The organism is Corynebacterium ulceribovis DSM 45146 (genome assembly GCF_000372445.1).
In the GTDB taxonomy this organism is placed as follows: Bacteria; Actinomycetota; Actinomycetes; order Mycobacteriales; family Mycobacteriaceae; genus Corynebacterium; species Corynebacterium ulceribovis.
The window spans coordinates 1-13,115 of the sequence record NZ_AQUY01000003.1 but is presented as its reverse complement, the minus strand read 5'-3'; the positions used below and the strand labels follow the sequence as shown (position 1 = coordinate 13,115).

Sequence of the window (13,115 nt, the reverse complement as noted above, 5' to 3'; positions counted from 1 at the left end):
CTTTTTGACGATTATGTGTGCCGCGGATGCCGCACCACAATCACAGTCCGCTTCGGTCGGACACCGGGCAGTGTGTCGCGGTGAAGCAGCAGCTCAGTGAGGTGTTCTGCCTGCTTATCGACGTGCTCCGTCGGCTCATCAAACAGCACAATCGGCGCGGTGCTCAGCAGCGCGCGTGCCACTATCAGCCTGCGGCGCTGCCCACCGGACAAGCTTTCATCGCCGGCAGACAGCATTGTGCTCAGCCCATCGGGCAGCTGCGCCACCCACTCGTCCAGCCCCAGCTCCGCCAGCACTTCCAGCATTTGCCCATCGGTTGCGGATGGGTTCCCGACTGCCAAATTATCGCGCACTGAGGTGGCAAAAATGTGCTCATCTTCGGCGATAAACCGCAGTTCCGTAGCTGGGCTATTCCCGATTTCTTTCGAATCTGCGACGGGGCTGTTTCCGTCAAAAAGCACAATGTTTCCGCTGCGTGCGGGAGTCAGGCCGGCCAAGGTTTTCAGCAAAGTGGTTTTTCCGCTTCCGGACGGAGCGATGATTTCTTTGCGGTCGCCGAAGGGCAACTCGAAGTGCCAACGCTGCAGGTCAACGTCATATCCGGTGACGAGGTCGCGTACGACTAGATGCGGGCGTTCCAGCGTGGTGCCCGGCCCTGGGGCTCTGCTTGGCAATGCGCTGGTGTGGCCAAGTCGGCTGGCGGCGTCATCGGCTTTCGATAGGGCAGAGGCAGCAGCGGGCAGCGCCATCGTCGATTCGAAGGCCGCGAGCGGGATGAGCACCAGCACCGTGAGCCATTCTGGGGAATGCAGCACGTTGCCGGAAGCATCGGTGAACAGCCACACTACTGCCACGACCGTAGCGATCGCCGAAGCTAAGTAGCCGAGCATTGACACCGCTTGACCTGCCGCCTGAAACGGTGCGGCGCGGCGATCAGCCTGCGACAGGGCGAGGGTGGTGGCGTGCGTATCAGCTAGGGCGGAATCGAGGGTGCCGCGAACTCGCAGGGCAGCGGCATCATAAAGCACGCGGCTGATGGCATCGGCGTGGCTGCGGTTAACTCGACCGCGGGCTGCTTCCGCACGCTGCACCCCACGGTAAATCAGCCATGGTGCCACCACCCCAGAAACCAGCAGACCAGCGGCAACAATAGCCGCTGCCACCGGGCTGAGCAGTGCTGTGAACGCTACCGCACAGGCAGAGGTAAATGCGGCGATGCACATCGGCAGCAGACTGCGGACAATGACATCAGCGAGGTTGTCGACATCGTCACCGAGTCGAGTGAGCATACTGCCACGGGTCATTCCTGACACGGCAGCGGAATCAGCCGAGGCGATGCGTTGCCACAGGTTCGTCCGGGCATTCGCCGCGGCAGTCAGGGCCAACTGGTGGGACAACAGCCGGTCGATATATCGGAACACGGACCGGGAAATGCCCAGCGCGCGAACGGCAGTGACGGCAACAGTCAGAGTCATCACCGGTGGCATCTGCCACGCGCGCGTAATCAGCCAGCCCGAAACAATCGTCAGTGCCAGCGCTGAAACTAAAGTGAGCGAACCAGCAAGAGTGGGGATAATCAGCGCGGCCCAGTGCAGACCAGTTAGCCGCCACAATGTCCCCAGCGTCGAAGAGCGTGCTGTCATCGCGCGTTCACCTCGAAACTGACGTCGACCACCTGGTCGGCAGCGGCAAGCACCAACGGGTCGTGGCTGGCGATAACCACCGTCGCACCCCGGTCCGCTTCCGCACGCAGCGCAGCGAGCATGGCCGCCGCGTTGTCGCTATCCAGATGCGCAGTCGGCTCATCCAGCACCACTAGTTGCTTTGGACTTCCCGCCAACTCCGCTGCCAATGCCGCACGTTGCCGCTGACCCAGCGACAACCCCGTGGTGTCACCAACCATGTCGGGGTCAAGCACCGGACGCTGCGGCAAGTAGGCAGTGCGCCGCCACAGATCCTCGGCGGTGAACCGCCGCGGTGGCTGCTGATCCGACACTTCCCAGACACCGGCAACACCGGAAAGTCCTTCGGAGATCAGCCCAAGAAGCCCCAACAGCGCGGTGCTTTTTCCGGAACCATTGGGCCCGGCTAAGACAGTCAGCTCGCCAGGCCGGGCCACAACCGTGAGGTGGTGCGGGCGAATGCCATCGCGGCCAAGCACCGAAAAGTCCGCAAAAGACGCGTACCACCCAGGTGTTGTTGCAGCTGCCACGTCGAGCGGCGCAGCGACTGTGGGATCGGCCGGTGCCACGGCCTGTTCGTCAACAAGCACATCTAAAACCGCGGTGGCCGCAATGGTGCCGTCCTGCGCATCGTGGAAGCGTTTGCCGACGTCGCGGACCGGGCCATAGACCTCCGGAATGATGATGAGGACACCGAGCCCCGCCGCGAAATCCATCGAACCGTCGAGCAGCCGAAAACCAATGCTCACCGCGACCAGCGCAATGGAAATTGTGGCGAAGAATTCCAGCACCGTGCCCGACAGGAATGCAATCCGCAACACCGACATGCTGGAGTCACGGTGGGTATTGGACAGCCGCCGAATTTCGCTGGTCGGGGCAGTAGCGGCATGATGTGCCCGCAGCGTCGGCAATCCGCGTGCCAAGTCGAGAATTTGTTCGCGCAGAATGCCGATATCGGCTAAGCGGCGCTGCGTTTTGCCCTGGGTCAACACACCAATGAGCCACATGAACAGTGGAATCAGCGGCAACGTGACCATGGCGATAAGGAAAGAGCTGAAATCGAGCCACGCCACCGCCGCAAGCGCAATGGGGGTCGCCAGCACCAGCGCCACCAGCGAGGGCAAGAAACCCGAAATGTAGGGCTTAAGGCCATCAATGCCCGTGGTCAACAGTGCCTGCCAATACGCCCGGTCGACAGTGCGCTGGTCGGACACGGCGAGGTGTCGCAGCCCATCCCGGCGCAAATCAGCAGTGACTGCCGCCGCGGCCTGCGTACCGAAACGTGCCAGCGCCCACGACACCACAATCCGTACCGCCGCCAATGCCGCCAGCGCAGCGATCGTCGGGCCGAAGGTAGCCCATAATTCCGCGTGGGGCAGGGCATGAGTCTGACCCAGCGGGCCAATCCGGCCGACAGTGATACCAGCGATGAGCAGCCCCATCGTGACCGTCGCGGCAGTGGCAGTCGCAGTCAGCGCCCCCGCCAGCACAATCCACCGGCGCGCCGGGCGGGAGCGTTGCAACAATCGAGGATCTACTGGGCGGATGGCACTTCACCTGCCGCAGACTGTGAGGCGGTTTCCGTGGTGGACATGGTGGTCATGGTGGTGGGCTCGGCGGTGATGCGTTTGCGGAACACCCAGTAAGTCCACGCCTGATACGCCATCACCAGCGGCGCAATCAGCAACGCCGCCCAGGTCATAATCCGCAGGGTGTAGGCGCTGGAAGCCGAATTCCAGATGTCCAAACTGATCCCGCCGGGCACAGTTGATGGCATCAAGAATGGGTACATTGCCCCAAAAATCAGTGCCGTCGCCGCCAAGATGCTTATTGACGTTGCGAAGAATGCGATACCGTCCCGACCCTGGAACAGGGCAACAATCCCCACGATGACCGCAACCAGCGCGATACTGGCAACGGCGATGGTGACAGGCTTTCCGAAACTCAGCTGGGTCCACACCACGAAGCTGGCCGCCGCGAGCACTGTGGCCACAGCGAGGGGGCGAATACCTGCGGCAAGTTCCGCATGGAGGGTGCCAGCAGTTTTCAGGCGCAGGAATGTCAGCCCGTGGAGCGCAAAGAGCGCTGCGAAGGTAGCGCCACCAAGGAGCGCATATGGGTTCATCATGGCCAGGAGCCCCGTCAGGCTGGAGTCGATTTGTGCGTTGGCGTCGATGGGGACGCCGCGGACGAGGTTTGCGACTGCCACACCCCACAGCACTGCAGGCAGCCAAGAGCCCACAATGATGGCGCGGTCGCACCACGCCCGCCACGTGTCCGAATGAACCTTCGACCGCCATTCCAGGCCGACGATGCGGACGATGAGCGCCACAAGAATCAGGAACAGGGGCAGGTAAAAGCCAGAAAACATGGTGGCGTACCACTCTGGGAAAGCGGCGAATAGCGCGCCGCCGGCGGTAATTAGCCACACTTCGTTGGCATCCCACACGGGGCCAATGGTTTTGAGCATGGCTTTGCGTTCGGGTTCACGGCGCCCCAAGAAGGGCAGCAGCATACCGACACCGAAATCGAAGCCCTCCAGCAGGAAATAGCCAGCGAAGAGCACCGCGATGATGATGAACCAAAGAACTTGCAGTTCTAAACCAAACATGAGGTACCTCTAACTACTTTTCGGAAGTGGCAGCGCCACCGGCTGAGTCGGACTGGGCGAAACGCACCGGTTCGGTTACTCGGGCGCCCAGGGCCGTACCAATTGGGGTGGCAGGGCCAGCGTCATCTGTGTCCGGCGCTGCTATCTGCGGAGATGGTTCCGTCGGCGGACCGATAAGGACAGCGCGGCGAATCAGCCAGAACCAGACCACTGCCAGCACCAGATACAGCAGTGTGAAACCGATCAGCGTGGTCCACACCGTCCACACCGAGTGGTTGGAAACACCCATATCGACTGTCATGCGGATGAGATTGGTGCGTGGGTCACCGATGGAGTCTGGGTTTGGGTGCACAATCCATGGCTGGCGCCCCATTTCGGTGAAAATCCACCCCGCGGAGTTCGCCAGGAATGGGAACGGAATGGCCAGCAGACTTCCCCAACCAAAGATGCGTGCCCAGATGCCCTGTGGGGTGCGGCCACCGCGCAGGAAGAGCCATGCGAAAAATGCGATGGCAAGCGACCCAAGGATCAGGCCGATCATGGCGCGGAAAGACCAATAAGTGACGAAGAGGTTTGGAGCGTAGTTGCCTGGACCATACAGCGCTTCATATTTCGCTTGCAGGTCAAGCACACCTTCCAAGGTCACGCCGGTAAAGCGACCTTCCGCTAGGAACGGTAGAACCCAAGGGACATCAATGAGGTGGATCACCGAATCACAGTTGTTGTGCGTGCCGACGGTCAAGATCGAAAACAGCGGGTCAGTTTCGGTGTGGCACAGCGATTCTGCGGAGGCCATCTTCATTGGCTGCTGCTCAAACATCAGCTTGGCTTGAATATCACCAGTGACGAACAAAGCCGCCGCGCTGACCAAAGTGGTCCACCAACCAACCCACAAACTGCCGCGGTACACCGGTTGCATGGCGGCACCGGTTTTCGCGCTCCGAGCGCGGTCGCGGACTAGCCACCACCCGCAAACGCCGAGCATAAACGTGCCGGCGGTCAAGAAAGAACCGGCGACAGTATGCGGAACGGCAGCGAGAGCAGTTGGGTTCGTCAACAAGGCAACAAAGTCGACCAATTCCGCGCGACCAGTTTCTGGGTTGTAGACCGCGCCGACGGGGTGCTGCATGAAGGAGTTAGCAACGATGATGAAGTAGGCCGACAGGTTGACCGCCACCGCCACAATCCAGATGGCGGCGGTATGAATCCAGGTCGGGATCCGGCCCCAGCCGAAAATCCACAGCCCAAGGAAGGTGGATTCCAAGAAAAATGCGATCAAGCCTTCCAAAGCCAGCGGCCCGCCGAAAACGTCGCCAATCATGCGGGAATACTCCGACCAGTTCATACCGAACTGGAATTCTTGGACGATGCCGGTAGCTACGCCCATCGCGAAGTTAATGATGAAGATGGTTCCGAAAAACCGAGTGGCTCGATACCAATGCTCCTTTTTCGTAGCTACCCACAACGTCTGGAGGAGTGCCACGAGGGGTGCTAACCCGATGGTCAGCGGAACGAAAATGAAGTGGTACACGGTTGTGATACCAAACTGCCAACGTGAAATATCAACAACGTCCATAAGAAGGGTGCCTGCTTTCAACGGAAGAGAGAACTAATAATCCAGTCGAGTCGGTGTTGGCCACAGCGGTGGGATGTTGGCTCACGCTGGCAGGGTAGGTGGTGCGGCGCCAACATTGTCTGCTGCTGGCCACCGGCTCAGGGCTTTGTCGCCTATATAGTCAGTCGGATTTCACGGGTGAAAAGTTCCCGAGCCAGGTTTGTTAGAAGCGATACATAAACGTCAATAAGCACAAATAAAAGCGGATTGACCAGGCGTTTTGTTGTGTGCGCAAGTATGGTCTAATCTTACATGAGTCGCACGGCAACAGCTGCTAAGCGGCAGGCTCCCATCGTCTAGTGGCCTAGGATTCCGCCCTTTCACGGCGGCGACACGGGTTCGAATCCCGTTGGGAGTACGGCCCTGTGGCGCAGTTGGTTAGCGCGCCGCCCTGTCACGGCGGAGGTCGCGGGTTCAAGTCCCGTCAGGGTCGCGCTAACAACTCGCACACAGTTGGAAACGGCATCGCATTTACGCGGTGCCGTTTTTTCGATCTATCGGTGATGGCGGTACGTGGGGCATCCAAGTTGCGGAGTAGATTCGGTGCCAGCTCTAGTGCGCCTCTGGTGGGCGTTCGAAAGCCAAAAGTCATCTTGTACAGCGGATTTGTGCCTCGATCCTTCCTATGTGTAAGCTTTCCATTCGTGCGATGAACACAAGTGAGTTGCATGACGCAAGTTTGGCCCTGTGGCGCAGTTGGTTAGCGCGCCGCCCTGTCACGGCGGAGGTCGCGGGTTCAAGTCCCGTCAGGGTCGCAGAGGGAAGAAGTTCCTTCTGGCCAGATAGCTCAGTCGGTAGAGCACACGCCTGAAAAGTGTGGGGTCGCCGGTTCGATCCCGGCTCTGGCCACAACTTGCAACAAGCCCCCAGTCTTTCGGCTGGGGGCTTGTTTTTGTTTAGCAACATTGCTAATCGGCGGCGGGGGCTAAAAGTTAGCTACTCCCAGCACAATTAGTGGGTCTGCGCGTAATGTTGAAGACACCGGAATAGTTATGTTGAGGAAAGCAGTCTGAACCCGAGGAGGCGCCATGAGTTCCGATCCGACGCACAAGGTTATCCACGATGAAGCCAAGTCTCGCTACGTCATTTATGTAGCGGATGAAGAGGCAGGCTACGCCGACTACGACTCCAGGGAAACCATTGCGCTGGAGATGCCTCCAGTCCGCGATTTCAACCACACCGTGGTCTACCCGAAGTTCCAGGGGCAGGGGCTGTCGAAGGAACTGGTGAAGTTTGCTTTGGACGATACCCGCCGCATCGGTGGCCGGGTTATCGCTTCTTGCTCGGCAGTCGATGGATTTATTGCCTCCAACCCGCAGTACAAAGACCTGCTAGACGAGCAGTAAACGGCGAAAGCCGGGCCTTGAACTCCATGGAGTCAAAGCCCGGCTGTTAGCTCGATTGCTGAGGTTAGATCACCCAGTAATCTGCCCCGTCCATCTCTAAGATGGGCGGGATATCTGTTTCTTCGCCCGCCTCATTGATGTACTTGGTGGAGAAGTAGGCTTCCGCATCGGTCAGCGGCACATACTGCTCCGGTTTACGAGGGCGGATAGTTGCTGGGATGCCCGTCAAAATGGAATCTGGTGGGCAGCCATGCGTCACCACCGCGTTAGCGCCGATGGCGCTGCCGGAACCAATCTCAATTGGACCAAGCACCTTAGCGCCAGCGCCAACGGTGACATTGTCCCCGAGCGTCGGGTGTCGCTTGCCCTTATCGAGGCTTCGACCGCCCAAAGTCACGCCGTGGTACAGCATCACGCCGTCGCCGATTTCAGCGGTTTCACCAATGACGATGCCCATGCCGTGGTCGATAAAGAATCGACGGCCAATGGTGGCGCCAGGGTGAATCTCAATACCAGTGAGAAAACGGCTGACTTGCGCAAGAACGCGGGCAGCACCTTTTGAGAGGTTCGTGTCTTTGCGCCAGAGACGATGCGCGATGCGATGCATCCAAATCGCATGCAGGCCGGAGTAAACGATGGCATTTTCAGCGTCACCGCGTGCTGCGGGATCGTGCGCGCGAGCGTTGACTAAGTCCTCGCGAATAGTGGCAATGGCTTTAAACATGATGCTGCCGATACTAACAAGGTGAAGCTAGTTGCGGACGTCGTCAAAAAGCACCGAAGAGACGTAGCGCTCACCGAAGTCAGGGATGACCGTAACAATCAGCTTGTCCTTGTTCTCTGGGCGAGCCGCAACCTGCAGCGCAGCGTGGACATTTGCGCCGGCGGAGATGCCGCCCAAGATTGCTTCCTTTGCTCCGAGCGCGCGGGCAGTGGCAATGGCGTCCTCATTGGAAATGTCAATGACTTCATCCAGGATGTCTCGGTTGAGGACCTCTGGGATGAAGTTGGCGCCCAGCCCCTGGATCTTGTGAGGGCCAGCGGTGCCTTCGGTCAGCAGTGGGGAAGCGGCCGGTTCAACAGCGATAATCTTGACCTCAGGCTTGCGTTCCTTCAAGACTTCGCCAACACCAGTGATGGTGCCGCCGGTGCCAATACCGGCGACGAAGATGTCGATGGTGCCGTCGGTGTCATGCCAGATTTCTTCGGCGGTGGTTTCGCGGTGGATCTGGGCGTTGGCCGGGTTTGCGAACTGCGATGCCAGGATGGAGTTGTCGGTGCTTGCGACGATTTCCTTAGCTTTTTCCACTGCGCCGCGCATACCGTCAGCACCTGGCGTCAGGACGAGCTCTGCGCCGTATGCCCGCAGCATCACGCGCCGTTCCATGGACATGGTCTCTGGCATGGTCAAAATGACTTTGTAGCCGCGAGCTGCACCGACCAAGGCCAGCGCGATGCCGGTATTGCCGGAGGTGCCTTCCACAATGGTGCCGCCTGGCTTGAGGGAACCGTCTTTTTCAGCGGCATCAATAATTGCCTTGCCGATGCGGTCTTTCACGGAGCTGGCTGCATTAAAGAATTCGACCTTGACTGCCACGTTGCCTGGAAGGTCCTTGTCGAGATGATTGAGGCGTACCAGTGGGGTGTTGCCGATGAGATCGAGAATGGAGTCGTGGATTTTTGCCATGATGTGGCCTTTCGTCATTTTGTCGAGTGAGGTGAATTGATTTTGCATACGCGAGTGTATTCGAATTACGGCAAAAGTACAGACTAATCTGTCTGCAGATTTAAGGGCGAAACGTGTAAAATTTATGCCGTTGCGGCGTGATCAATTGGCCTGAGTAGCCGGCTGGTTACGTCGAAAAGCGTTCTGTATAGCGGAAGTAGTAACTGCCAACCGCAACCAAATTCGAATATATAACCAGTTTCAAAAAAGGGGCGGCGTGGCACAGAAACTGGCTTTAACCAGTAATTTTTGTTCAAGCTACACTTCAGCCCCTGCTGTAAGTTGACAGGTACACTAGGCGGCTAGTTTGGTCCCCCCATTACGGTGGTTATACTGATTGCTATCGAGCTGTGATTTGCGCGCCAAGCCGAGCGCTCATCATTCGACTTTGCACTCGCAGGAGGTTTGCAGTGGATGCCCAGCGCATCAAAGAAGATGAGGAAGCAGTGAAAGCTGCCCTAGAGGCTTTGAAGAATGCCACTGGCATTCCGGTAGCCATGTACGCTGCCGTTATCGCTGAAGGGCGTATGCAGATCACCACATGGATGGGACTGCGGACGCCAGAGCTGCATAACCTTGTCATCGAAACTGGTGCCGGTGTCGGCGGTCGCGTACTTGCCACCCGTCGACCAGTAGGTGTGTCGGACTACACCAAGGCGAAGGTCATCAGCCACGAATTTGACCAGCGGATTGTCGGCGAAGGCCTGCATTCCGTGGTCGCAGTGCCCCTGTTCCAGGGTCGTACCGTCCGTGGTGTGCTCTATGCCGGAGTGCATTCGCCGGTCCGTCTTGGCGACAAAATCTTGGAAGAAGTCACTATGACTGCCCGAGAATTGGAACAAAACCTTGCCATTGCGGACGCCTTCCGCCGCGAAGACGCACCACAACGCAGTGGCGCCGCGAAAAGCGGTCGCATGATGAACAGCGCCGAATGGGAACAGGTGCGTGCCACCCACTCCAAGCTGCGGATGCTGGCTAATCGTGTCGAAGACGAAAAGCTCCGCAAGGAAGTCGAAGAGCTCTGCGACCAGATGGTTACGCCGGTGCGGGTAAAGCAGACCACCAAGCTTTCCGCCCGTGAGCTGGATGTTTTGGCCTGCGTCGCGCTGGGGCACACGAACGTCGAAGCGGCGGAAGAAATGGGTATCGGCGCGGAAACTGTGAAGAGTTACCTGCGTTCGGTGATGCGAAAGTTGGGCGCGCACACGCGTTATGAGGCTGTCAACGCCGCCCGCCGCATCGGAGCCCTGCCATAACGCATGGAGACGACTAGCTTAGATGCCGTGGGAGATCGATTTTTAGTCACCGGCGGCGCCCGACTGGAAGGCGCAGTGCGCGTCAGCGGCGCAAAGAATAGCGTGTTGAAGCTGATGGCCGCGGCGTTGCTGGCCGAAGGTACCACCACGCTGACCAACTGCCCGCTCATTGACGACGTTCCGTTGATGGTGGATGTACTGGTGGGCCTGGGTTGCCAGGTGGAAAACAATGGCGACATTGTGCGCATTACCACCCCGGCAGAGCTGTCGAGCCACGCCGATTTTGATGCGGTGCGCCAGTTCCGCGCCTCTGTCTGTGTCCTCGGTCCGCTGACTGCCCGGTGCCACCATGCAGTCGTTGCTTTGCCTGGCGGCGACGCAATTGGTTCCCGACCACTGGATATGCACCAGGCTGGGTTGGAAAGCATGGGCGCGACGACCCGGATTGAACACGGTTGCGTGGTTGCCGAGGCCGAACAGCTGCATGGCGCGGACATCCGACTTGACTTCCCGTCGGTTGGTGCGACGGAGAACATCATTACCGCGGCGGTGCTGGCCGAAGGCGTTACCACCTTGGATAATGCTGCCCGTGAGCCGGAGATTGTTGACCTGTGCAACATGCTTAATGAGATGGGCGCAAAGATTGAAGGCGCAGGTACCTCGGTGATTCGGGTGACTGGCGTCAGCAAGCTCAACCCGACGACCCACGAGGTGGTCGGTGACCGCATTGTTGCTGGTACTTGGGCATTTGCTGCCGCGATGACCGGCGGCGATATTACTGTTGCTGGGATTCGGCCGAAGTTTTTGCACCTTGCGCTGCAGAAGTTGCGTGCCGCTGGGGCAGAGGTGGAGACCTACGACAATGGTTTCCGGGTTCGGATGGAAGGCCGTCCGCAGGCCGTGGATTACCAAACGTTGCCGTTCCCGGGTTTCCCGACCGACCTGCAGCCGCTGGCTATCGGCTTGTCGGCGGTGTCGGACGGCTTGTCGGTGCTGACGGAGAATGTCTTCGAAGCACGCTTCCGATTTGTCGACGAGATGGTTCGTCTTGGTGCCGACGCCAGTATTGATGGCCACCACGTGTACATCCGCGGCAAGGAGAAGCTGAGTTCCGCCCCAGTGTGGAGTTCCGACATTCGCGCTGGTGCCGGCCTAGTTTTGGCTGCGTTGTGCGCGGAGCCGGGCGATGTCACCGAGGTGCACAAGGTTTACCACATTGACCGCGGTTACCCAGGGTTCGTGGAGACGTTGAACCAGTTGGGTGCGACCGTCGAGCGTGTTAAAGCCGACGATTAGCAAGATAACGAAAAGGCTAGTGCTGCAGTGGTTGCGGTACTAGCCTTTTTGTTTGGTGCTTTTTGACGGTTACAGCACAGCTTTTTCTGGCTGTTTAGTTCAGGCCGTTAGCCTGGTTTTACTCTGGCTGTCCGGAACGCAGGATGGTTTCGGACTGGCGGCCGACCTTCACGAACTTTTCGAATCCGATGGTGATGGCGACGATGACTGCGCCGAGCACAAAGAAACCGAAGAGCTTGAGGAAGTCGTCGCCTGGGGCAAGGAGCTCAGCGTTATCGCCCTGCCATGGCCATAGTGCGCGGAGCGAACCAAGTAGCAGACCTGCCATGAAGAACAGGGTGAGGGTGCGGTGCTTATCCATCATGTATCCGAGGAGTCGGATGAACAGGATGATGCCGGTTGCGGCACCAGCCAAGAACACCAAGATGACGGACATGTCGCGGTCAGAAATGGCGCCCATCACTGGGGCATAGAGACCAACGGCCAACAGGAAGAAGGAGCCGGACACACCTGGCAGTACGAGGGCGCAGACTGCTACGGCCGCGGCAAGGAAGACGACAATCAAGGATGGATTGTCCTTCGGGGTAGAGCTAAAGCCGGTCGCGAAGAAGGTGATGACAGCCGCTAGGACGAAAAGGCTCCACGCCAGCACCGACTTTTTCTGCAGGTCAGTGCGGTCCACCATGCGCAGTGGCACCCAGATGGACACCAAAACCATGCCCATGAAGAGAGCCCGGGCGACGCTGGTGTGGTTGGTGACGAAGTTTTCCATCATGCCGGCGAGGGCGAAGATGGTTCCCACCATGGCCACACCAACAGCGATAAGGAGCATCCAGTCAATTTTCGCGGCGCGGGACTTCAGTGAGCCACGGTCGACAAAAAGTGCCTTCACCAAACCAATGAGTTGGTTACCGGCGAGCAGTGCTCGTTCATAGATACCGGTAACCAAAGCGACGGTGCCGCCGGATACACCTGGGATGAGCTCAGCCAGAGCAATGAGGCAGCCGCGAATCAGGTTCAGTGGGACCTCGGCCCACTTACTTGCAGTGGGTGCAGAGGGAGCTGGGGAGTGGCCAGCCAATGAAGCACTCATTAAAGGGATCTCCTTACGAGACCTAGACAGTATTGCTTTGCCGTCAGTGAACTTGCGGAATCACTTACACGGAACGGTTAAACAATACCGTTGAATCGGCTAAATCAACATAGAAAATGGGCGAATCCGCGTTCTACCTGCGGGTTTGTGAACGGTTTGGGTGCTGTGTAGTGTTTATCGAGTCAGCGCGGCCGGGGTCCGGTCGGGTTGAGGCTGCACTGGTTTACAGGTTGTTCAGAGGCTGTTTGCTTCTGGTTCGCTTGTTTGTTAGTGTGGTTCTTCGCTGCTGAAAGCGCTTGCCGGTGGGTGGGTGTGACAGTGTGCGTGTGTTTTTTGAGAACTCAATAGTGTGCCGATGTACAAATTATTTTTGTTTGTTTGAGCGGTTTTGTGTGATTACCGGGAGTTTTTCGGTTTTTACTTGAGCTGCCTGCTGCGCGCATAGGTTGTGTGTGGTGTGGTGGTGCAAAATCGTGTGGTGTGTTTTTGT

The 13,115-nt window shown here is 58.5% G+C and carries 10 protein-coding genes and 4 tRNA genes; 7 read left to right on the top strand and 7 right to left on the bottom strand.

Annotated features, from left to right (window positions below):
* Nucleotides 1-11: 11 nt before the first annotated feature.
* The 4 genes from cydC to A3EC_RS0108585 are packed head-to-tail and all read right to left on the bottom strand — an operon-like array spanning nucleotide 12 to nucleotide 5,869.
* On the bottom strand, nucleotides 12-1,643 hold the full coding sequence (gene cydC, locus A3EC_RS0108600; RefSeq protein WP_018024778.1) for a thiol reductant ABC exporter subunit CydC: 1,632 nt from the start codon (nucleotides 1,641-1,643) through the stop codon (nucleotides 12-14).
* Nucleotides 1,640-3,205, bottom strand: a complete 1,566-nt coding sequence (locus A3EC_RS0108595) for an AAA family ATPase (protein WP_026162350.1) — start codon at nucleotides 3,203-3,205, stop codon at nucleotides 1,640-1,642. The genes cydC and A3EC_RS0108595 overlap by 4 nt, the downstream gene beginning before the upstream one ends.
* An 11-nt stretch (nucleotides 3,206-3,216) precedes the next feature.
* Nucleotides 3,217-4,293, bottom strand: coding sequence for a cytochrome d ubiquinol oxidase subunit II (gene cydB / locus A3EC_RS0108590; RefSeq protein ID WP_018024776.1), 1,077 nt, complete (start codon nucleotides 4,291-4,293; stop codon nucleotides 3,217-3,219).
* Nucleotides 4,294-4,306: 13 nt separating this feature from the next.
* Nucleotides 4,307-5,869, bottom strand: a complete 1,563-nt coding sequence (locus A3EC_RS0108585) for a cytochrome ubiquinol oxidase subunit I (RefSeq protein ID WP_018024775.1) — start codon at nucleotides 5,867-5,869, stop codon at nucleotides 4,307-4,309.
* Nucleotides 5,870-6,193: 324 nt separating this feature from the next.
* On the opposite strand from A3EC_RS0108585, the gene A3EC_RS0108580 reads away from it, so the two are divergent.
* The 5 genes from A3EC_RS0108580 (at nucleotide 6,194) to A3EC_RS0108560 (ending at nucleotide 7,254) form a co-directional block, all read left to right on the top strand.
* A tRNA-Glu gene (locus A3EC_RS0108580) sits at nucleotides 6,194-6,266 on the top strand.
* A gap of 1 nt (nucleotide 6,267) precedes the next feature.
* Nucleotides 6,268-6,341 (top strand) — tRNA-Asp (locus A3EC_RS0108575).
* 248 nt (nucleotides 6,342-6,589) lie between these two features.
* Nucleotides 6,590-6,663 (top strand) — tRNA-Asp (locus tag A3EC_RS0108570).
* A gap of 21 nt (nucleotides 6,664-6,684) precedes the next feature.
* Nucleotides 6,685-6,757 (top strand) — tRNA-Phe (locus tag A3EC_RS0108565).
* A 179-nt stretch (nucleotides 6,758-6,936) separates the two neighbouring features.
* Nucleotides 6,937-7,254: a GNAT family N-acetyltransferase gene (locus tag A3EC_RS0108560; protein ID WP_018024774.1), complete on the top strand. Its 318-nt coding sequence runs from the start codon at nucleotides 6,937-6,939 to the stop codon at nucleotides 7,252-7,254.
* A gap of 64 nt (nucleotides 7,255-7,318) precedes the next feature.
* Here A3EC_RS0108560 and epsC read toward each other — a convergent pair whose 3' ends face one another.
* On the bottom strand, nucleotides 7,319-7,978 hold the full coding sequence (gene epsC, locus A3EC_RS0108555) for a serine O-acetyltransferase EpsC (protein ID WP_018024773.1): 660 nt from the start codon (nucleotides 7,976-7,978) through the stop codon (nucleotides 7,319-7,321).
* A gap of 27 nt (nucleotides 7,979-8,005) precedes the next feature.
* Nucleotides 8,006-8,941, bottom strand: a complete 936-nt coding sequence (gene cysK / locus A3EC_RS0108550; protein ID WP_026162349.1) for a cysteine synthase A — start codon at nucleotides 8,939-8,941, stop codon at nucleotides 8,006-8,008.
* Between the two features lie 449 nt (nucleotides 8,942-9,390).
* Between cysK and ramA the strand changes: the two genes are divergently transcribed.
* Together ramA and murA are read left to right on the top strand one after the other, a co-directional pair.
* The gene (gene ramA / locus A3EC_RS0108545) at nucleotides 9,391-10,236 is read left to right on the top strand and encodes an acetate metabolism transcriptional regulator RamA (RefSeq protein ID WP_018024771.1); all 846 of its coding nucleotides are present in this window, start codon (nucleotides 9,391-9,393) and stop codon (nucleotides 10,234-10,236) included.
* A gap of 27 nt (nucleotides 10,237-10,263) precedes the next feature.
* Complete coding sequence (gene murA / locus A3EC_RS0108540) at nucleotides 10,264-11,532, top strand: UDP-N-acetylglucosamine 1-carboxyvinyltransferase (protein ID WP_018024770.1); 1,269 nt, start codon at nucleotides 10,264-10,266, stop codon at nucleotides 11,530-11,532.
* A gap of 118 nt (nucleotides 11,533-11,650) precedes the next feature.
* On the opposite strand, the gene A3EC_RS0108535 is transcribed toward murA, so the two are convergent.
* Entirely contained in the window at nucleotides 11,651-12,625 is a 975-nt protein-coding gene (locus A3EC_RS0108535; RefSeq protein WP_018024769.1) for a DUF368 domain-containing protein, read from the bottom strand.
* Nucleotides 12,626-13,115 lie beyond the last annotated feature (490 nt).